The sequence below is a fragment of the Mesorhizobium zhangyense genome (assembly GCF_011045115.1).
In the GTDB taxonomy this organism is placed as follows: domain Bacteria; phylum Pseudomonadota; class Alphaproteobacteria; order Rhizobiales; family Rhizobiaceae; genus Mesorhizobium_M; species Mesorhizobium_M zhangyense.
Genome location: NZ_JAAKZG010000002.1, coordinates 1 through 19,979 on the forward strand (window position 1 = coordinate 1; position 19,979 = coordinate 19,979).

The 19,979-nt window shown below is 62.2% G+C and carries 18 protein-coding genes; 6 read left to right on the forward strand and 12 right to left on the reverse strand.

Features of this window, described 5'->3' with window-relative positions; translation table 11 throughout:
• Window positions 1-489 precede the first annotated feature (489 nt).
• Window positions 490-717, reverse strand: a complete 228-nt coding sequence (locus G6N74_RS03620; RefSeq protein ID WP_165114473.1) for a hypothetical protein — start codon at window positions 715-717, stop codon at window positions 490-492.
• Between the two features lie 334 nt (window positions 718-1,051).
• Here G6N74_RS03620 and G6N74_RS30660 point away from each other — a divergent pair, with 334 nt between their 5' ends.
• Complete coding sequence (locus G6N74_RS30660) at window positions 1,052-1,177, forward strand: aldehyde-activating protein (RefSeq protein ID WP_165114476.1); 126 nt, start codon at window positions 1,052-1,054, stop codon at window positions 1,175-1,177.
• A gap of 9 nt (window positions 1,178-1,186) precedes the next feature.
• On the opposite strand, the gene G6N74_RS03630 is transcribed toward G6N74_RS30660, so the two are convergent.
• Window positions 1,187-1,588 carry a hypothetical protein gene (locus tag G6N74_RS03630; protein ID WP_165114479.1) on the reverse strand — a complete coding sequence of 134 codons (402 nt, stop codon included), beginning with the start codon at window positions 1,586-1,588 and terminating at the stop codon, window positions 1,187-1,189.
• 249 nt (window positions 1,589-1,837) lie between these two features.
• Between G6N74_RS03630 and G6N74_RS03635 the strand changes: the two genes are divergently transcribed.
• Both G6N74_RS03635 and pdeM read left to right on the forward strand, forming a co-directional pair.
• Window positions 1,838-4,357, forward strand: coding sequence for a ligase-associated DNA damage response DEXH box helicase (locus G6N74_RS03635; protein WP_165114482.1), 2,520 nt, complete (start codon window positions 1,838-1,840; stop codon window positions 4,355-4,357).
• Entirely contained in the window at window positions 4,354-5,067 is a 714-nt protein-coding gene (pdeM, locus tag G6N74_RS03640; RefSeq protein WP_165114485.1) for a ligase-associated DNA damage response endonuclease PdeM, read from the forward strand. Before G6N74_RS03635 ends, pdeM begins: the two co-directional genes overlap by 4 nt.
• 227 nt (window positions 5,068-5,294) lie before the next feature.
• On the opposite strand, the gene G6N74_RS03645 is transcribed toward pdeM, so the two are convergent.
• The 10 genes from G6N74_RS03645 to G6N74_RS03690 all read right to left on the reverse strand — a co-directional run bounded on the left by G6N74_RS03645 (window position 5,295) and on the right by G6N74_RS03690 (window position 15,781).
• The gene (locus G6N74_RS03645) at window positions 5,295-6,071 is read right to left on the reverse strand and encodes a TIGR02186 family protein (RefSeq protein WP_246245636.1); all 777 of its coding nucleotides are present in this window, start codon (window positions 6,069-6,071) and stop codon (window positions 5,295-5,297) included.
• A 14-nt stretch (window positions 6,072-6,085) separates the two neighbouring features.
• Window positions 6,086-7,015, reverse strand: a complete 930-nt coding sequence (locus tag G6N74_RS03650; protein WP_165114488.1) for a sulfite exporter TauE/SafE family protein — start codon at window positions 7,013-7,015, stop codon at window positions 6,086-6,088.
• 316 nt (window positions 7,016-7,331) lie between these two features.
• Entirely contained in the window at window positions 7,332-7,850 is a 519-nt protein-coding gene (locus G6N74_RS03655) for a hypothetical protein (protein ID WP_165114491.1), read from the reverse strand.
• A gap of 148 nt (window positions 7,851-7,998) precedes the next feature.
• Window positions 7,999-8,610, reverse strand: a complete 612-nt coding sequence (locus tag G6N74_RS03660) for a LysE family translocator (RefSeq protein WP_165114494.1) — start codon at window positions 8,608-8,610, stop codon at window positions 7,999-8,001.
• Between the two features lie 71 nt (window positions 8,611-8,681).
• Window positions 8,682-9,485, reverse strand: coding sequence for an AraC family transcriptional regulator (locus G6N74_RS03665; protein WP_165114497.1), 804 nt, complete (start codon window positions 9,483-9,485; stop codon window positions 8,682-8,684).
• Window positions 9,486-9,586: 101 nt separating this feature from the next.
• Window positions 9,587-10,417: an EamA family transporter gene (locus tag G6N74_RS03670; protein WP_165114500.1), complete on the reverse strand. Its 831-nt coding sequence runs from the start codon at window positions 10,415-10,417 to the stop codon at window positions 9,587-9,589.
• The gene (locus G6N74_RS03675) at window positions 10,414-10,998 is read right to left on the reverse strand and encodes a TetR/AcrR family transcriptional regulator (protein WP_165114503.1); all 585 of its coding nucleotides are present in this window, start codon (window positions 10,996-10,998) and stop codon (window positions 10,414-10,416) included. Before G6N74_RS03675 ends, G6N74_RS03670 begins: the two co-directional genes overlap by 4 nt.
• A gap of 114 nt (window positions 10,999-11,112) precedes the next feature.
• On the reverse strand, window positions 11,113-11,328 hold the full coding sequence (locus tag G6N74_RS03680) for a DUF6434 domain-containing protein (protein ID WP_165114506.1): 216 nt from the start codon (window positions 11,326-11,328) through the stop codon (window positions 11,113-11,115).
• 28 nt (window positions 11,329-11,356) lie between these two features.
• Window positions 11,357-11,944: a histidine phosphatase family protein gene (locus tag G6N74_RS03685; RefSeq protein WP_165114509.1), complete on the reverse strand. Its 588-nt coding sequence runs from the start codon at window positions 11,942-11,944 to the stop codon at window positions 11,357-11,359.
• The gene (locus G6N74_RS03690; protein WP_165114512.1) at window positions 11,945-15,781 is read right to left on the reverse strand and encodes a peptidoglycan-binding protein; all 3,837 of its coding nucleotides are present in this window, start codon (window positions 15,779-15,781) and stop codon (window positions 11,945-11,947) included.
• 406 nt (window positions 15,782-16,187) lie between these two features.
• On the opposite strand from G6N74_RS03690, the gene G6N74_RS03695 reads away from it, so the two are divergent.
• The 3 genes from G6N74_RS03695 to G6N74_RS03705 all read left to right on the forward strand — a co-directional run bounded on the left by G6N74_RS03695 (window position 16,188) and on the right by G6N74_RS03705 (window position 19,965).
• The gene (locus G6N74_RS03695; protein ID WP_165114515.1) at window positions 16,188-16,652 is read left to right on the forward strand and encodes a MerR family transcriptional regulator; all 465 of its coding nucleotides are present in this window, start codon (window positions 16,188-16,190) and stop codon (window positions 16,650-16,652) included.
• A gap of 279 nt (window positions 16,653-16,931) precedes the next feature.
• A complete protein-coding gene (locus G6N74_RS03700) occupies window positions 16,932-18,719 on the forward strand; it encodes an acyl-CoA dehydrogenase C-terminal domain-containing protein (RefSeq protein WP_165114518.1) in 1,788 nt (595 codons plus the stop codon).
• 73 nt (window positions 18,720-18,792) lie between these two features.
• A complete protein-coding gene (locus G6N74_RS03705) occupies window positions 18,793-19,965 on the forward strand; it encodes an acyl-CoA dehydrogenase family protein (RefSeq protein WP_205826524.1) in 1,173 nt (390 codons plus the stop codon).
• The last annotated feature ends 14 nt before the right edge of the window (window positions 19,966-19,979 follow it).

The following is a 19,979-nucleotide window of genomic DNA, read 5'->3' on the forward strand; positions in this document are numbered from 1 at the left end:
GACTTCCGCGCCCCGCTCGGTGCTTGTCCCGAGGTCGGCCGGTCACAACGCCCGCTCCATGTACATTCCATGGACAAGACGCCGCGGGTTCTCCGCATCCTGCGCGATCTGTCCTTGTTCCTTCCGCCGCAGGCTTTCGCTTGCAACTTCCAGCCAGGGCATACGGCCGCAGGACGCCGGCCTGTGTCGGGCCCCTCGGGTTTCTGCTACCACACCAGGGCGGGAGGTCACCGCCGCTCTCCGCAAGAGCGATGCGGGGATTATGCGGGCGGTGTCTTGGGGTGTGGATAGATTGGGCGTGAAAAAATGTGTGGGGTGAGGGAAAACAATGGGTTGAGCGGAAATGAGGTGGAAATCTTTCCCACAGTTTCCGTTGGTTTCAGCTTCGACAGTTCTGCATTGCAGCAGCCATCATAGATGTTCTGGCATGGATCTCCGGGTTCCACCGCCGAACTTCGTTCGGCTACGGCCCCGAGGATGACGAGCTTGTTATTTGCGCGTCTGCAGACCGCCAACGGTTGAGATTGGTGGCAAGCCCAAATGCAATTCGTCATTCTCGACCTCGTGAGCGAGGAACGAGCGGAGAGTGTCGGGAATCCATGCCGGAACGAAGAAGAGCTTCAGCGGTGCAGAACCAATGGCCATCAGGCCAGCCGTGTTCGACATGCCAGGACCAATGGCTCTCTCTACGCTCGTCTTGCGGGATGACGACTTCATGGTTGGCACCGCCAGTTGCCAAGGTTTACCCTGAGATCGAAGGCCACGCCCCCACACAACGGTCACCTTTTGCCATAACCTGCAACCCCGATGTTGGCCGAAGGAGAACTGCCTTGGTTGAAACGTCATGCCATTGTGGCGCTATTCGCCTTGAGGTCGAGACTGCTCCGCCGAAGTGACGGATTGCAACTGCTCCATATGCCGGCGCTACGGAACGCTTTGGGCCTACTATAAGGCGCATCAGGTGCGCCGGGTGCCGCCGGCGGGTACGACCGACATCTACAGATGCCATAATCGAGAGCTCGAGTTTCACCGCTGCGCTTCATGCGGTTGCGTGACGCACTGGGCCGCCGGTGGTCAGGTGGGGGTGAATGTCCGGCTCATGGCGCCGGAGGTTCTGGCGCGCGCAAAGGTGCGTCATTTCGATGGTGCGGACACCTGGAAGGACCTTGATGACTGACGCGGTCAATCAATCACGCTGCATGCAGGCAAAATAGCTGTAAGGGCTTAGAGATATCGAGTTGGCAAACTTGATATCGTGAAAACAAATCATTTGAGCCAGCTTTGCAAGCTTGTCGGAAATTCCATCAGAACGCACAGGCGTCGTGGGCCGCACCACCAGATCGTAGGCATGGATGGATTCGGATGACTTCCTGTGAATATCCTGCCAATCATAAACAAACAGGCCCTTTTCCGCCAAGGTTGTGAAACTGTCAGGCTTGGGTTGCGAGATAACAACCTGATACTCGGAGTTCGACTTCAGGTTGGTGTCGACATCGTCGCCAATGAAATCCAGAATTCCCGGTTTCAGAAGCTCAACAGGTATCGGTCCCTCTCCGGCAGTAATAAAAACAGCGATACAGCCTTCCATATCGGAAGCTATCCAACAGCAATCAATTTGGGCGGGATAGCTTGCTACTGTCACACAATTCCTTCGCGAACGCCTTTGGCGAGATGTTCCGAGCCTGCGATGTACGTCTGTTCCCTAGCCTAGCCAGAAGCGCAATCTCGACAAGGGTGGAAAAGCGCTAAGCTGGCTATCGCACCCATCCCACCAAACGATCACCTTTTGTTCCAAATTCCGCTTGGCGCGGGTCGTCCTTCGCGCTAGGTCTTTTGCGTGAACGACCAGAGCCGCACCGAACAGGGCCAGAGCGCCGCCATCCTTCCCGAGCCGTTCGTCAAATGGTTCGCCGGGCGGGGGTGGTCGCCGCGCGCGCATCAGATCGAGTTGCTGTCGCGGGCGCAGGCGGGAAAGTCGGTGCTGCTGATTGCGCCGACGGGGGCGGGCAAGACGCTGGCTGGCTTCATGCCGACGCTGACGGAGCTGGCAACGCGCGCCAAGCGCAAGCCGGGGCAGGCGCATCGCGGCATCCACACGCTCTACATCTCGCCGCTCAAGGCGCTGGCCGTCGATATCGAGCGCAATCTCGGCAAGCCGGTGGGCGAGATGGGCCTGCCGATCACCATGGAAACGCGCACCGGCGACACGCCGCAGCATAAGCGCCAGCGCCAGAAGCTGGTGCCGCCCGACATTTTGATGACCACGCCGGAGCAATTGGCGCTGCTGATCGCGGCTTCCGATGCAAAACGCTTCTTCGAGGATCTGCGCTATGTCGTGCTGGACGAGCTGCATTCGCTGGTGACCTCCAAGCGCGGGCATCTGCTGGCGCTAGGGCTGGCGCGGCTGCGTTCGATCGTGCCCGGCCTGCAGGCGATCGGCCTTTCGGCGACGGTGTCGGAGCCTGACGAATTGCGGCGCTGGCTGGTGAGCCAGAACCCGCAAGGCGACATGGCCGACCTGATCACCGTGCCGGGCGGGGCCAAGCCGGAAATCTCGATCCTGGAATCGGAAGAGCATGTGCCGTGGTCCGGCCATTCGGCGCGCTATGCCATTCCCGAAATCTACGAAGCCATCCGGCAGCACCGGACGACGCTGCTCTTCGTCAACACGCGCAGCCAGGCCGAATTCCTGTTTCAGGAACTGTGGCGCGGCAATGACGACAATCTGCCGATTGCGCTGCATCACGGCTCGCTCGATGTCGGCCAGCGCCGCCGCGTCGAAAAGGCGATGGAGACGAATTCGCTGCGCGCCATCGTCGCGACCTCGACGCTCGATCTCGGCATCGACTGGGGCGATGTCGATCTCGTCGTGCATGTCGGCGCGCCCAAGGGGGCGAGCCGGCTGGCGCAGCGCATCGGCCGTTCCAACCACCGCATGGACGAGCCGAGCCAGGCCATTCTCATCCCGGCTAACCGCTTCGAGGTGCTGGAATGCCGGGCGGCACTCGAGGCGAATTATCTCGGCGCGCAGGATACGCCGCCGCTGATCGAAGGCGCGATCGATGTGCTGGCGCAGCACGTGCTGGGTAGCGCCTGTGCCGCGCCCTTTTATGCCGACGCGCTGTTCGAGGAGGTGAGGAGTGCGGCACCCTACGTGAACCTCGACCGCCACACCTTCGATCGCGTCGTCGATTTCGTCGCCACCGGCGGCTATGCGCTGAGAAGCTACGAGCGTTATGCCCGCATAAAGCTGACCAAGGACGGCACATGGCGCGTCAGCCATCCGCGGATCGCCCAGCAATACCGGCTGAACATCGGCACCATCGTCGAGATGCCGGAACTGAATGTGCGCTACACCCGCCAGGGCAGGGGCGTGGCAGGGCGCGGCGGGCCGGTGCTCGGCAAGGTCGAGGAATATTTCGCCGAGACGCTGCGGCCAGGCGACAATTTTCTATTTGCCGGCAAGATCCTGCGCTTCGAGGGCATCCGCGAGAGCGAGTGTTTCGTGTCCAACGGCAGCGGCGCCAACATCATCGTGCCGTCCTATGCCGGCGGCAAGTTCCCGCTGTCGACCTATCTCGCCGGTGAGGTGCGGGCGATGCTGGCCGACCCGGAGCGCTGGAAGCGGCTGCCCGAACAGGTGGCCGACTGGCTACGGCTGCAGAAGGAAAAGTCGGTGCTGCCGCGCCGCGACGAGATGCTGGTCGAGACCTTTCCGCGCGGCAACCGGCACTACATGGTCGCCTACCCCTTCGAGGGCCGGCTGGCGCACCAGACGCTGGGCATGCTTTTGACGCGGCGGCTGGAACGGATGGGCGCGCGCCCGCTCGGCTTCGTTGCCACCGATTATTCGCTCGCCGTCTGGGCGCTGGACGATATGGGCCACATGTTCCGCATGAAAAAGCCGTCGCTCGGTGAATTGTTCGACGAGGACATGCTGGGCGACGATCTCGATGCCTGGCTGAACGACAGCTGGATGCTGAAGCGCATGTTCCGCAATTGCGCCGTCATTGCCGGGCTGATCGAAAAACGCTTTCCCGGACAGGAGAAAAGCGGCCGGCAAGTGACGGTGTCGGCTGACTTGATCTATGATGTGCTGCGCAGCCATGAGCCCGACCACATCCTGCTGCAGGCGACGCGCACGGACGCCGCTTCCGGCCTGCTCGATGTCAGGAGACTGGCCGAGATGCTCTCGCGCATACGCGGCCGAATCGTGCATAAAAGCCTCGAGCACATCTCGCCGCTGGCTGTGCCGGTCATGCTGGAGATCGGCAAGGAGCCGGTGAATGGCGGCGCCAACGAAACGCTCCTGATGGAAGCCGCCGACCTGATCGAAGAGGCAATGGGCCCGCAATGACGCTTGCAGTGCGCGCGATGACACCGAAGAACGAGGCGATCACCATCGCCGGCGAGCGGGTGATCTGCGACCAGCGCGGCGTGCTGTTCATGCCCGAGATGGAGATGCTGGTCGTCTCCGACCTGCATCTGGAAAAGGGGTCTTCCTACGCGATCCGGCGTGGCGCGCTGCTGCCGCCTTACGATACCGCGGCGACCCTGGCGCGGCTTGCCCATGTCATCGAGGATTATTCTCCAAGGCGCGTCATCAGCCTCGGCGACAGTTTTCATGACGGGGCCGGGGCGGCGCGACTGCCGGATATCTTCCGCGAGCGGCTGGAAGCGATGATGGCCGGGCGCGACTGGTTCTGGGTCGCCGGCAACCACGACCCGCAGGCGCCCGCCGACCTGCCCGGCGAGACGGTGCAGGAGATCGCCGTCGGCGGCCTGATGTTCCGGCACGAGCCTTCTTCTTCCTCGGTGGAGGGTGAGATTTCCGGCCACCTCCACCCCTGCGCGCGCATCGTCCAGCGCGGCCGCTCGGTGCGGCGGCGCTGTTTCGCCAGCGACGGCGCGCGCATCATCATGCCGGCCTTCGGGGCGTATACGGGCTCGCTGAACGTGCTCGACCGCGCCTATACCGGCCTGTTCCGCATGGAGAGCCTGATTGCCTATATGCTTGGAACGCACCGGATATTTCCGATTGCGGGATCGATGCTGCGGCCGGGGTAGAAATTTTGCTGAGCGCAGAAGTTTGCGCTCGACGTTGCCCCCTCTGGCCTGCCGGCCATCTCCCCCTCAGGTGGGGAGATCAGCCTTCATGGTGATTTTCGCCAATCTTGAACATTGCAGGATGGGCGGCGTAAGCGAAGCTGCTAATCTCCCCACCTGCGGGGGAGATGGCCGGCAGGCCAGAGGGGGGCAACGTAGAGCGCAAACCGTCCCCGTGAAGCTCCGCCTCAATCCCGGCGGAAAATGATGCGCCCGAGCCAGCCGGTGAGCATCGCCAGCCCGACGGCGAAGACGCCGAACCAGAAGGCATGGTTGTTGGCGAAGCGGTAGATGGTCTGCTCGAAGCCGGATTTGTAGATGGCGAGCTGCGCCGAGGTTTCCTTGACGAAGACGCCGTTGCGGAACAGGAAGGCGCGCGCGCGGTGTGTGCCGACGGGCACGTTGGGCGCCAGCGAAAGGGCTGCGCGGAAAAGGTTGGCCGACAGGAACTGCACGCCGCCGATGCGCTCGCTGTAGAGGCCGGTTGCCTTCTTGCGTTCGCGCAGGGCCGCCGTGAACTCGGCGATCGTCACTGGGTCGTCAGTCGTGTCTGCCGGCTGGATATAAAGGTTGTCCGCACCCAGTGCGAGCTGCTTGTAATTCTTCGGCTCGGCGATGTCGCGGAAGGCGCGCGTCGTGGCGACGGAGTAGGAGGAGGGGACGTTCTCGAATGTCTCCGAATCCAGGTTAATCCACATGCCGAGCACGCGTTCCTTGCGCCGCACGACGACGGGCTTTGCCGGTCCCTCCAGCACGACGATGACGTCGTATCGGCCCTGCCGGTTTATCAGCGGGTCGGCGTTCTCGACCGCGCCGAAGATCGTCAGGTCGGCGCCGCTGAAGTCGGCGGTGATGGCGACGCGGTCGGTCGACAGGCCGATCTGGATGTTTTCGGGATTGGGTAGCTGAGCTTGCGCAAGCGCTGCCCCGAATGCCGGCAAGGCCGCGACGAGCGCGGCAGCCAAGATCGCCGCCAGCCTCACAGGTGGCCCCCGTCGATGCCGGTGAGGGAGTAAAGCGTGTTCGGCCGCACGAACAGGTCGAAGGCGAGCCGCAGTGCCACCGCCAGCACCAGTAGCGCAAGCAGGGCGCGAAGCTGTTCGCCGCGCAGCTTCTGTCCGGCCTTGGCGCCATATTGCGCGCCGGCGACACCGCCCACCATCAGCACGAAGGCCAGCACGATGTCGACTGTCTGGTTGGTGGTGGAATGGACGATGGTCGTATAGGCGGAGACGAAGATGATCTGGAACAGCGAGGTGCCGATGACGACATTGGTCGGCACTTTCAGCAGATAGATCAGCGCCGGAACCATGATGAAGCCGCCGCCCACGCCCATGATGGACGACAGGAAACCGATGCCGGCGCCGAGCCCGAGCACCGGGATGACACTGACGAAAAGCTTCGAGGCGCGGAACCGCATCTTCAGCGGCAGGCGGTGGATCCAGTTGTGCTGGCCGGATTTCTTCAGCGCCGGCGCCGCACCATCCTTGGACTTGCGGATGGCGTTGACGCTCTCCACCATCATCAGGGCGCCGACGGTGCCGAGCAGGATGACGTAGAGCAGCGAAATGAACAGGTCGAGCTGGCCGATCGCGCGCAGCAGCGCAAAGACATAGATGCCGAGCGTCGAGCCGACGATGCCGCCCAGAAGAAGCATCGTTCCGAGCTTGAAATCGAGCGTGCCGCGCTTGAAATGGGCAAGCGCGCCGGAGAATGACGAGGCAATGACCTGGTTCGCGCCGGTGGCAACCGCTATGGCCGGGGGGATGTTGTAGAAGATCAGCAGCGGCGTGATGAGGAAGCCGCCGCCGACGCCGAACATGCCCGACAGAAACCCGACCGCGGCGCCCATTGCAAGCAGCACGAGGATGTTGGCCGATAATTCTGCGATCGGGAGATAGATGCCCACCCGTCAAACTCTACGCTATGTGCCTGCCGGCCAAGACTGTCCCTTGCCCTCGGTCGTTACATTGCTCTTGCGCCGACATTGCGGCGAAGTCAAACATCAGGGGCAGTCTAAAACAAAAAGCATGTCAGCGGGTTAACGGCGACCGCCATTAGCGGTCGTATTTGAAAATACGTTTGTGTGTTTGCCGGTGATCGCATCGCGTTGATACGGTCTTGGCGATAGTAACGGGACCGGTCAGTCGCCTCGACGGCGGTCCAACGCAGGTCATCACGCGATGCCCACGGGATTTCGAGGCAGTCAGTCTCAAGCAGTCGGACTACCCAAGGATGGGCACTCTGGAGACAGACACAAGGGGCTTCATTCCTTCATTGAAAAGGACAGATACCTCCTTGTTTCGACTCCTGTACATTCTTACTTCTGTGTAAGAATCTTCTTCTGAATTATCATTTTCAGGAAACTCATCGGTTGTTTTAAGTATAGTTGAGATAATACCTTCCGGCAAATTTGAAATTTTCCTCCCGTCTTGCAGAAAAGCGTCATAAGTTGAAATGTGATATACCTTGAAATGGCTTTTCGAGCCTGGTACGGAAAAGAGCGTGTTTATCACGCCGACATCTATATATTTCCCGTCGATTTCAAATCGAATTTCAAGTGTGTCCAGTGAGGCATCGCGCTCGCTAAGCACCACTTTCCATCCTATCGCGGCTTCAACCAATTGATCGAGCGCCATGTCGAGGTAAAAGGGGTGGATTCCATGTCCCTCGACAAATTCAAAGTTGACAGGGGATTTGGCTTTTGTCCCTTCACCCATAAGTCTCTCCTTTGCGGCTTTCATTTCGTGTCTTCCTGGCTTCATTGCAGCCCTCGAAGCTTGTTTCGTGCTGGCCCGCTGTACATCCCTCCGGTCGGCCAACTATCTGCCATAGCAGCGGTGTCCTGAAGGATCGACATCTTTCATTTGAGCCTTGACAGTCCATCGCCCCTCACCGATCGGCCAGCGCCAGCCTCACACCGAGCAGCACGAAGGCGCCGGCGAATGTACGGCGCATCCAGGTCATTACCGCCGGGCGAGAGATGACCTTGTCGCGCACGGAGGCCGCAAACAGCCCGTAGCCTACGAAGACGACAAAGGTCATCACCATGAACACGCCGCTCAGAAGCAGCATGCGCGACAGCGGGTATGCCTCGCCGGTGCTGATGAATTGCGGCAGGAAGGCGAGGAAGAAGATCGACAGTTTCGGATTGAGGATGTTGACGAGGATGCCGGTGAGGGCGATCCGGCCCGTCGAACGTTCCGCGACTTCCTCATCAACCTTCAGCGAGCCGTTCTCGCGAAGCGCATTCCAGGCCATGTAGAGCAGATAGGCGACGCCGGCATATTTGAAGATGTGGAAGGCAAGCGCGCTGGTGTGCAGGATCGCCGCCAGCCCCATGATCGCAGCCGCCATATGCGGGACGATGCCGACGGTGCAGCCGAAGGCGGCGGCGACACTGGCGCGCGCTCCCTGCGAAAGGCCGGTCGCCAGCGTGTAGACGACGCCGGTGCCGGGCGACACCACGATGATGAAGGACGTGATCAGGAATTCGATGCTCATGTCGGTTCTCCAGTGAGAAAACCGATTTGAGCCGGGTCGGGGCCTGTCGTCTTGAACGAAATTGCAGGCGGTCAGGCGACAGTGGCTGCGTAGGCTCCGGGCGATATACCGTATTTGCGTGCGAAGGTCCGCGTCATATGGCTCTGGTCGGCAAAGCCGCTGCCGGCGGCGGCCTCGGCCAGTGGCGTCCCTTGGGCGATCAACCGGCGGGCGAGGTCGGCGCGCCGCTGCATGAGATAGGCGTGTGGGGTGAAGCCGGTCGCCCTGGCAAAGCCGCGCAGCACCTGAAACCGGCTCATGCCGCTTTGCCGCGCAAGCTCGGCAAGCGTGACTGCCGCGACAGGCTCGTCGTCGATCAACTGCCTTGCGCGCATGATTGCCATGGGCGTGGCGTGCAGGGCTGCCGGCTCGTCCCTCTCGCGCAGAACGCCGGCCAGCAGGCGCAGCAGCAGTTCCTCGCGCAGCAGGTCGGGGCCGTCCTCGGTGATGGCGGCGTAGAGGCGATGGAACAGGCTGGCGACTTCGGCGTCGGTCTTCGTCGGCCATACGAATTCGCAGTCTTTCGACGCGCCTTCACTCATGTCGGAGAATGCGTTCTGGATGACCGCCGGATCGAAATAGAGCATCCGCCACGACCGCCCGGCATCACTGAGCGGCATGCCGTCATGGACCTCGCCGGGGTTGACGGTGACGGTGTCGCCGCGCACGGACTCCACCATGCCGCGCCCGCTCAGCGATTTCTGCGCGCCCTGATGGATGACGCCGATGCCGTATTGCTCATGCCAGTGCCGCGTGAAGGCATGGCGCGTGGCGGCCTCGACCGCTTGCACGCCGGCGGTTCTGCAACGCAGCATCCTGAATTGGACGGCTGGCATTCTTTTTCGCGCCTTCGATGTTTGCCGCTTGGACTATAGCAAGCAAAGGCGGACCTTTGCGACCGGGTTCGTCGCAAATGTCCGGGTCTCCGACGACGTAATCAAAAACCGAGGCAGATGGCGCCCAGCACCACCACGGTGCAAGCGAGGACGCGGCGAGGCGTCAATGTCTCGCCGAGAAAAAGCCACCCGATCAGGGCCGCGAACACGACGCTGGTTTCCCGCAAGGCGGTGATGGGGCCGGCCGGTCCAAGGGCGAAAGCCGCGATGACGACGCCATAGGCTATCAGCGCGACCACGCCGCCACCGAGCGCTTTCAAGGTTTCGGGCGAACGTATGTCGATAACGAGCTTGCCGCGCACCAGAACGAAAATCATCGGCAGCAGCGCGCCATAGATCACCACCACCCATGCAGTGTAAGCGCCGGTATGGCCTGATTGCCGCACACCGATTGCATCGACCGTCGCGTAAGCCGCGATGATCGCGCCCGTCGCCAGGGCAAAGAGGATCGACGAGGTTGCCGCCCGGCCTTTCCCCAGGGAAAGGCTCATGATGCCGGCTGCCACGAGGACGACGCCGGCCGTCTGGTAGGTGTCGAGGCGATCGCCGGCGAGCAGGAACCCACCGACAGTCACCAGCAGCGGCACGGTGCCGCGAACGATGGGATAGACCTGTCCCAGTTCGCCGTTTCTGTAAGCTGCCACCAGAAAGATGCTGTAGCCGACCTGAAGACAGGCGGAGAGAACGATATAGAGCCAGGCCGAACTTGCCGGCAGAGGGTAGATGAAGACGAATGGAAGCGCGACGATCGTGCCGGCAAGGCTCATGACCGTGACGGTCCAGAGCCGGTCGGAACCCGTTCGCAAAAAAGCGTTCCATGTTGCGTGCAGGATCGCCGCAAAAAGCGCCAGGCTGACGACCGCCGCGCTCATTGCCGTGCCGGCAGTTTGGCAAGTAGGCCAAGAGCGGCGTTTCTCGCATCCCGAATGGCGGTTTCTCCCTGACCCATCTGAGCCAGAAGGGTCGCGCCCTCGAGCAGCATCAAAAGCGCCGATGCAATGCTCTCTGCCTGATCTTCAGGCAAAGCGGCTTCGAGAATCCGGCGCATGCGCGTCTTCAAGCCGTGCTTCTGGTCGGCCACTGCCTTGAAAACCGGATGGGTGGGATCGCCGAATTCCGCGAGCGCATGCGCGAACAGGCAGCCATGGAAATCCGGGCTTTGGAACCAGCGCCCGTAACAGTCGAAGATTGTCAGGATCTTCTGCTCGGGCGTGGCGTCAAGCTCGGCGAGCTGGTCAAGCTGATGGTCAAAGCGCCGTGCCCGCCAAGCTAGCACCTCGACGGTAAGGCCATCCTTGCTGGGAAAATGGCGGTACAATGTCATCTTCGCCACGCCCGCCTCGGCGATGATCCGGTCTATCCCGGTGGCATGAAAGCCTTCGCGCTTGAACAGCGCATAAGCCGTTTCGACGATATGCTGGCGCTTTTCGGTATTGCCGTAGCTGGCGGACATGACGCGGACTCGATAGGGTGAGACAGGTCTGTATCATTACGCTTCGGCGGAGTCTTGGTCAATGTGGAACGTCGCACAGGGGGAGGACGAACGGGTAAAATCCTGCCCTGAAAGCTATTTGCCGGCCTTGCGCCGCATCCATTCGTCCGCGACATCACCCATGGTTTTGCCGGTCCCGTCCCTGATCCACTGCATGAAGCTAACGTCGAACTTGAAGTCCTTGCCGCATTGCGCGGTCATGAACCGTCGGACATTCTGTGTGCTCTTGTAGCTTGCCGTGACGGGCGTATCGCGGGTGATCGGGTTGCTGTGCCAGTCGAACTTGACCATCGAAACCCCACGCTGTTCAGAGCAAATTTCAGGATAGTTCCGGCACGATATCCTGCCAGGCATGAATGACGGAAAGCGTATCGGCATCGAAGGCAAAATAGCAGCCGCCTCCGCTGATCGGCTGCCCCCGTGTCTGCGAAATCGGCTCGCCCAGGAGATCGCACAACAACAGCGTGCCGACCCCGCCATGGGAGAATATGACGACATCTCCCTTGCCCGCTCTTTCGCGGATGCATTCGGTCACTGCCGTTTTGACGCGGCGCTGCGCGTCGGCAGCCATTTCCCAGCCCAATACGCTCGCATCGGGATGCGCGAAGAATTCCGCGACGATCTCCCAGAAGCGCGGTGGCGCTACATAGCCGGTGGACGAGCGGTCGTTTTCGCCAAGGCGTGGGTCTATGCAGAATTCGAGGTTGCGCAGAGATTTGAGCGTCTCGGCGCAGTCCAGCGCCTTGCGTTCGTCGCTGACGAAAACGTCGGTCACCGAATTCAGGAGCGGGCGCGCGCAAAAGGCCTGGAGGCGTTCGTGACCCCGGCTGGACAAGCCCCACTGCGGCACGGGCGCCTCGGGATCGATAACGACCTCGGGGTGCGTGACGAAATAGGCGACTGCCATTTATTTGTTGAGCGCCAGCAGGGCCCGTACGACCTTCTCGTCGATCTCGCCGTTGGCGTCCATGCCGTTGGCCTTCTGGAAGGCGGCGATGGCGTTCTTGGTCTTCAGGCCCATCACGCCGTCGGCGCCGCCGGCGTCGTAGCCGTTCTTGTTGAGGATGGCCTGGATGTTGCGGACGGCCTTCTTCAAGTCGACGCTGGCGGTCGTGCCCTGGCTTTCCTGCCAGGCTTCGGGGATATCGACCGAGTTCGATGCCGTGTCGAGCGGCTTTGCCTTCCACAGTTCGGTTGCCGCGCGGGCCCGTTCGAGCTGTTCGGGGCGCAGTGCGTGACCGATCTCGTCGCGCTTGGCGGTGGCGTCCTTGTCGCCGGTCTTGGCGACGAGGGCGAACCATTTGTAGGACTCTTCGAGGTTCTGCGGCATGCCGACGCCCTTGGCGGCGAGGATGCCGAGATTGAACTGGCTGTCCTTGACGCCGAGTTCGGCCGCCTGGATGAACCAGCGCGCCGCCGATTCATTGTCGGCGGTGCCGTCGGCACCCATGGCGAACAGAACGGCCAGGTTGTGCATGGCGCTGGCATTGCCCTGGCTGGCGGCCAGCTGATACCAGGTCTTGGCCTTGTCCACGTCGCGTTCGACGCCGAGGCCCTTTTCGTAGAAATTGCCGATGCGGTACTGCGCCGGTGCAAATCCTGCCTCGGCCGATTGCTCGTACCATTTGGCGGCAGTCTTCATGTCAGCCTTGACGCCGCGCCCGTCCGCATAGCGCGAGCCGATTTCGAACAGCGCCTTGGCGTCGCCGGAACCGGCTGCCTCGCGCAGCGCCACCGGGCCGGCTTCCGTCGGCACACTGACGGCAGCGGTGGTAGATTGTTCGGTAGCCGCAGGCGTTGCTGCCGGGCTGGCGGAAGCCATTACCGGGTTGGCAAGCATAGGCTCGGCGGGGGTGTTTATGACTCCCGCCGGATTATCGACCGACTGCTCGATCGGAGACGTCGATGCCGTCGTTTCGGGTGCCGGGGCAGGCTCGGTAATGGCAGCGGTTGCCTCTTCCGGCGTTGTTTCAGGATCGGCGGCGAGGCTGTCCTGCGGCAGGTCGACGGTGCGTGCGGCCGGGGCTTCGCTGCGGGCGTCGGCAAGGCTGTCCATCTGGACGGGGGCGGGCGCCTGCGGTACTTCGGCCATGGCCGTCTGAGCGGGTTGTTCCGCTGGCTGCTCGATTGCCGGCGTGACAACTTCGGCCACTTCCGCATCGCCGGCCATGAAGGCCTTGCCGAGCTGCAGGCCGGCCAGTGCCATCATGATCGCGGCGGCGGCCATCAGGATCGGTTTGCGGCGTGCCTTCAGGAGATCGCCGATGCGCAGCGCCTTTACCGGGCCCTTGAGGCTGGAATCGCGCTTCAGCGCTTCGGCTTCCGCAGCCGCTGCCTGGGCGGCGCGGCGCGCGGCGGCGATGAAGTCGGCCTTGGCGGCTTCGGTTTCGACAGCCTTTGCCGGCTGGCCGCGCTCGTCGCGAACACGGCGCATGATGGCGTTGAGGTCGGGCGCGCCGGAACCGGGTTCGAGGGGTCGATTGGCGAATTTGGGATCGAGCGGCTCGTCCAGGTCGACGCTCGGTGCTTCGTCCTTGGCGACGGCGTCCACTGGCTCCGGGATCGCGGCTTTCGCCGCCTGCCCCTTGCGGCCCTTGAAGACGCGGCCAAGCCCGCCGAACATCGAGCGCGGACCGGCCTCCGGCTCGTCGTCGGCGATCGTGTCCGAATCCAGCGCAGCACTTGCTGCCGCAGCAGCTGCCTGAGCCGGCGTGAGCGAGCTGGCGACGCGCGAAGGCGAGGGGCGATCTTCGCCCTCGACCAGCGGCAAGCCGTCGTCGAAATCGAGCGACGGCGTGTCCTGCAGCGCCATCTTGCGCAGCGTGTTCAGGGGCTCGGGCTCGACCTTGCTGGCCGGGCGCTCGTCCTGTTCCAGCGAGCCAAGCCGGTCGACGATCTTCAGGAGCGTGTCGTGGATTGCCTCGAAGGTCTCGGTGTTGCGCTCGTCGGAGCGGCGCGTCAGCGCTTCCAGCGCCTTCAGGTCGTCGGCGAGGCCGGTGACCGCCACTGTATGCGTCTGCGAACCCGACAGCGAGCGCACAGCGCTTTCGGCGGCCTGCCGCGCGGCCTCGAGGATGCTGTCATGGCTGCCGGCGATCGACTTTTCGATGTCGTTGAGACGCGGGCCGATGTCCTCGAATTCCGGCAGTGGGCTCGACGGGCGGGCGAGATGCTGCGACAGGCCGGAAACCTGCGCTTCGAGATTGCGGATCAGGTCCGGATCGATATTGGCGAACTGGCTGGCAGACGAATCGAGGCGGCTCGAAATGCTTTCGAGCCGTGCTTCGAGTTTGCGGATGGCGGCGTTGTCGGCCGGTTCGGGCTGGCGGGCTTCAAGACGTTCGGCAAGCGTGGCGAAGCGCGCGTCGATGGCGTCCATGATGCCGCTATTGTCCAGCGCCGGCGCATGCGCGCGCTGGTCGAGGCGGTCGGCGACTTCATCGAGCCGGCGCTCGAGATCTCGGAACAGCGTGTTGCTCTGTTCGGCAGCGTCACCCTGGCGGCGTTCGATCATATCGGACAGGTGATCGAAGCGCTGCTCGATGCCCTGGAAGATATAGTCCGCATCCGGGCTAGCCGGCGCGCGGTCGATCTTGTCGGCGATGATGGCGATCTGTTTGCCGAGACGCTCGACCGCCGCTTCCGGCAGGTGGATCTGCTGCGTGATCTGGTCGACGCGGCTGGAGAGCAGGCCGAGGCGCTCCATGACCTCATTGCCGGTCGGCTGGTCGCCGGCGACTTCCTCGATCTGGCGGGCCAGTGCTGAAATCCGCGCTTCGATGCGCTCGAAGGGTGCCGGGTCGAAATTGGGCAGCGTGGCTGCGGCAGTGGAGGCGACGATGGCGCGCGAGATCTCGTCCAGCCGCACCTCGATCTGGCCGAATGTGTTGGCGTCGGTATTTTCCTGCTGGCGGGCGAAATGGTCGACCGCGCCGGCCAGCGTGCGCACCTTTTCCTCCAGCGAGCGCAGCGACAGAGATTCGGGCAGGTTGTTGACGGCGTCGTTGATCTGCTCGAGCCGCGAGGTCAGTGCGGAAATCGCCGGGTCGTGCGATCCGGTCGATATGCGATCCTCGAAATCCGTCCAGCGCTTGTTGAAATCGTCCCAGCGGCGATCGACCGAGCGCACCGTTTCTTCGCGCGCCAGCAGATCGAGCGAGCCTTTGACCTGCTCCAGTTCCAGCCGGAGCATGTTGATGCTCTTGTCGTCGCTGCGTTCCGAAAGCGAATGGATGGCGCTCGACAGGCGCTCGAACTCGACGCCGAGTTCGTCGACCCCGCCCTTGGCCGCACCCGAAGCATAGGCGCGCCGGATGTCCTCGCGCACCGCCTCGAATTCGCGGCGCATGCCCGAGGTCACCTGCTGGCGAAGGTCCTCGCGCAGCGCCTGCAGTTCCGCTGCGATCTTGCCAAAGGCAGCGACGCCGTCTTCCTGCGCGCGCACGCGGTCGAGGTCGCGGGCGATCGTCTGGTAGGGCTGGTCGTAGGCGGACGCGCGCGGTGCCGGCTGCGGGGCGGCATAACGGTTGTCTTCCACGCGGTTCTGGCCGTAGGGCAGGTCGGCGAAGCGTTGCTGGCGGCGCATGTCGTCGCGCTCGCGTGAGAAGTCGGGTCCGGCATCCTGCGGCCGGCTGAGGCGCTGCTCGAGGTTCTCCAGCGAACGGTTCAGTTCCTCAAGCGTGGTGTGAGGCTTGCGAAGCCTGCCGGTATTGAGTGTGTCGAGATAGGACCGCTTGCTGTTCATCAAAACGCCCATTCGCCCCTTGCTGGCTTTCGGCCAGGTTCTTCAACTTCCCCATCGGCACGGATGCGCCCGCATCCGCGGGGCGCGTCCTCTCAAACGTGAACAAATCGGAATAATGATCATCCACGGCGGACCGACATGCGCACATTTCCCCCAACGTGGTAAACAAGTTGTTAACCAACCTTACCGCGCGGCAAAGAATGCAACGAAAAGTCGCAAAACAGTTTCATTCAGTTGGCGCTTGCAACGTAACGGCACTCTGAGTATAGCATTTACGTAAACGTAAGCGGTGCTTGAGCCCCCTTGCGCAGTATTCGTTGAAACCACGAACGGAAGCACAGCCCCGATTGCTTTCGTTCAGGCCCCGCCGGTCAAACCGCGGTGGCCAACGGGGAAGCAAAAGAACATGACGATGAAGCTTATGCAGGCCGGCAACACTGCGGCCATGACTGAAACTGTTACCGATGCGGCGGAGAACGATCTTTCCCGCATCGGCGAAATAGCCAAGAAATATGGCGTGACGCTGCGCACGCTTCGTTTCTATGAAGACAAGGGCCTGCTGAACCCGAAGCGGGAAGGCAGCACGCGTCTTTACACGCATCGCGAAGAGGCAAGGCTGAAGCTGATCCTGCTCGGCAGGAAGGTTGGCTTCTCGCTGCGCGACGTCAAGCAGATGATGGATCTCTACGATCCCAAGGGCACCAACGCCAAGCAGCTCAAGCTCGCTCTCGACAAGTCGGAAAAGCAGCTTTCGCGCCTGCACAAGCAGCGCGAGGCGATCGAGGACGCCATCGGCGAACTCAGCAATGCCATGTCGGCGGTGCGCGGCATGCTTGCCGACCGTCCGCTGCCGGTTGCAGCCAACGGCTGATCCGGTGGTGATACCCGTGGGCCGCTTCGGTCTCGGGCATTTCGAAAAATTGAGCCACACAATGTCCGACGACATTGTGTGGCTTTTTTCATATTGCCGACGTGGACTTGCGGCTAGCTTTGCGGTCTCTTGCCGTCGTCCTCCTTCAGAAAATTCACAACCATGAAATAATTGACGTTTACGCAAACGTCAATTATTGCTATGGCGATCTGGAAAGCGGACTCGACGCTTGAATCACGGGCGTCGGGAGCCGCATAGTGTTGTGGCGGAGGATTCAAAATGCCGACATACCGGGCCCCGGTCGAGGATACGCTTTTCGTACTGAATGAGGTGCTCGGCTATGAGCGCTACAGCAATCTTCCCGGATTTTCCGACGCCACGCCCGATGTGCTGGAAGCCATTCTGGCCGAAGGCGCAAAGCTTTCCGAAAACGTGCTCCAGCCGACCAACCGCACCGGCGACCTCGAAGGCTGCGTGCGCCATGACGACGGCTCGGTGACGACGCCCACGGGCTTCAGGGAAGCCTATGACCAGTATCGCGAAGGCGGCTGGATGGGCCTTGCCGTGCCGGCCGAATATGGCGGCCAGGGCCTGCCTTACTCGCTGCACACGGCGGTCGCGGAATACATGATCTCGGCCAATATGGCGCTGATGATGTATCCCGGCCTGACCCAGGGCGCGATTGCGGCCATCCTCGTCCACGGCACCGACGAACAGAAGAACACCTGGCTGCCCAAGCTGGTCGAGGGCAGCTGGACCGGCACCATGAACCTGACCGAGCCGCATTGCGGCACCGATCTCGGCCTGCTGCGCACCAAGGCCGTGCCGAATGGCGACGGCACCTACAAGATTTCCGGCCAGAAGATCTTCATCTCGGCCGGCGAGCACGACATGGCCGACAACATCGTCCATCTGGTGCTGGCCCGCATCGAAGGCGCGCCGGAAGGCGTGAAGGGCATTTCGCTGTTCATCGTGCCGAAATTCCATCTCGATGCAGACGGCAATCCCGGCGAGCGCAACGGCGTTTCCTGCGGTTCCATCGAGGAGAAGATGGGCATCCACGGCAACGCCACCTGCGTCATGAATTACGACGAGGCGACCGGCAAGCTGCTGGGCGCTGAGAATGGCGGCCTCAAGGCCATGTTCACGATGATGAACGAGGCGCGTCTCGGCGTCGGCCTGCAGGGGTTGGCGATGTCGGAAGTCGCCTATCAGAACGCGGTGACCTACGCCAGGGAGCGTATTCAGGGCCGCTCGCTGTCCGGTCCGAAAGCCCCGGACAAGAAGGCCGATCCGATCATCGTCCACCCGGACATTCGCCGCAACCTGATGACCATGAAGTCCTTCAATGAAGCGGGCCGCGCGCTGGTGCTGTGGACGGCGCTGAAGTCGGATGTCGCCCATGGCTCGGGCGACGATGGCGAGCGCCAGACGGCGGACGACCATATGGGCCTGATGACGCCGATCGTGAAGGGCGTGCTGACCGACAAGGGTTTCGACCACGCCGTCATGGCGCAGCAGGTTTTCGGCGGCCATGGCTACATCGAAGAACACGGCATGAGCCAGTTCGTGCGCGATGCCCGCATCGCCATGATCTATGAGGGCGCCAACGGCATCCAGGCGCTCGACCTCGTCGGCCGCAAGCTTGCCATGAATGGCGGCCGCGCCGTGCAGGCCTTCTTCAAGGAAGTCGGTGAATTCTGCGAGGAAAACCGCGCCGACGAGAAGATGGCGCCCTACACCAAGGCGCTGAAGAAGGGCCTCAACGACCTCCAGGCCGCCACCATGTGGCTGATGCAGAACGCGATGGCCAAGCCCGACAATGCCGGGGCCGCCTCGACCGACTATCTGCACCTCTTCGGCCTGGTCGCACTCGGCTATATGTGGGCGCGCATGGCCAAGACCGCGCAGGGCAAGCTCGGCAACGGCTCGGCAGCCTTCTACGAAAACAAGCTGGTCACCGGCCGCTACTTCATGGAGCGGGTGATGCCGGAAACGGCCGCACACCTCGCCCGCATCTCCAGCGGTGCCGATACGATGATGGCGCTGGACGCTGAAGCGTTCTAACCTTCAATTCCAGCGCATCTCTGTTCAAGTTTGAACGTCTTCATTATATGATCGGGATGGGAGGTCCCGTTTGATGGCAACAAATCCCGCAGAAGTGCTTGGCCTGCCGAAGCCCGAATGGGCCGGCGAGGACGTGGCCATGCTCTACGACATGGCGTCGAAGTTCCTCGATGCCGAGATCGCGCCGCGCTACGACGAATTCGAGAAGGCCGAGATTTTCGACCGCGAAAGCTGGCAGAAGGCCGGCGAGAACGGCCTGCTTTGCGCTTCGATGCCGGAAGAATATGGTGGCTCGGGCGGCACCTTTGCCCATGAGAGTGCCATCATCGAGGCGATCAGCCATGTCGGTGTCGACGGCTTCGGCATAGCGTTGCACAATTCGATCGTCGCGCCCTACATCCTCCACTACGGCTCGGAAGAGCAGAAGAAAAAGTGGCTGCCGAAGATGGCGAGCGGCGAACTGATCGGCGCCATTGCCATGACCGAGCCCGGCGCCGGCTCCGACCTGCAGGGCGTCAAGACGCGCGCCGAGAAGGATGGCAACCAGTACCGCATCAACGGCTCAAAAACCTTCATAACCAACGGCCAGCTTGCCAATCTGATTATCGTCGTCACCAAGACCGACCCGGCCAAGGGCGCCAAGGGTACGTCGCTGATCGTGGTCGAGACAGACGAGGTCGAAGGTTTCGAGCGCGGCCGCAACCTCGACAAGATCGGCCTGAAGTCGAATGACACGTCGGAACTGTTCTTCAACGATGTCCGCGTGCCGACCTCGAACCTGTTGGGTCACGAGGAAGGGCAGGGCTTTGTCCAGCTCATGCAGCAACTGCCGCAGGAACGCCTGCAGATCGGCACGACGGCGATCGCCATGGCCGAACGGGCGCTGGCGCTGACCATCGACTACGTCAAGGAGCGCAAGGCGTTCGGCAAGGCGATTCTCGATTTCCAGAACACCCAGTTCAAGCTTGCGGAGCTGAAGACCGAAGTCACCATCGGCCGCGTCTTCTACAACAATTGCGTCGAGCGTCACATTAATGGCGGGCTCGATCCGGTAACGGCATCCATGGCGAAATACTGGCTGTCGGACCTGCAGGGCAAGGTCGTCGACGAATGCCTGCAACTGCATGGCGGCTATGGCTACATGAACGAATATCCGATCGCGCGCATGTACCGCGACGCCCGCGTGCAGCGCATCTATGGCGGTACCAACGAGATCATGAAACTGTTGATCGCGCGCAGCCTCTGACGCGCTGATCCTGA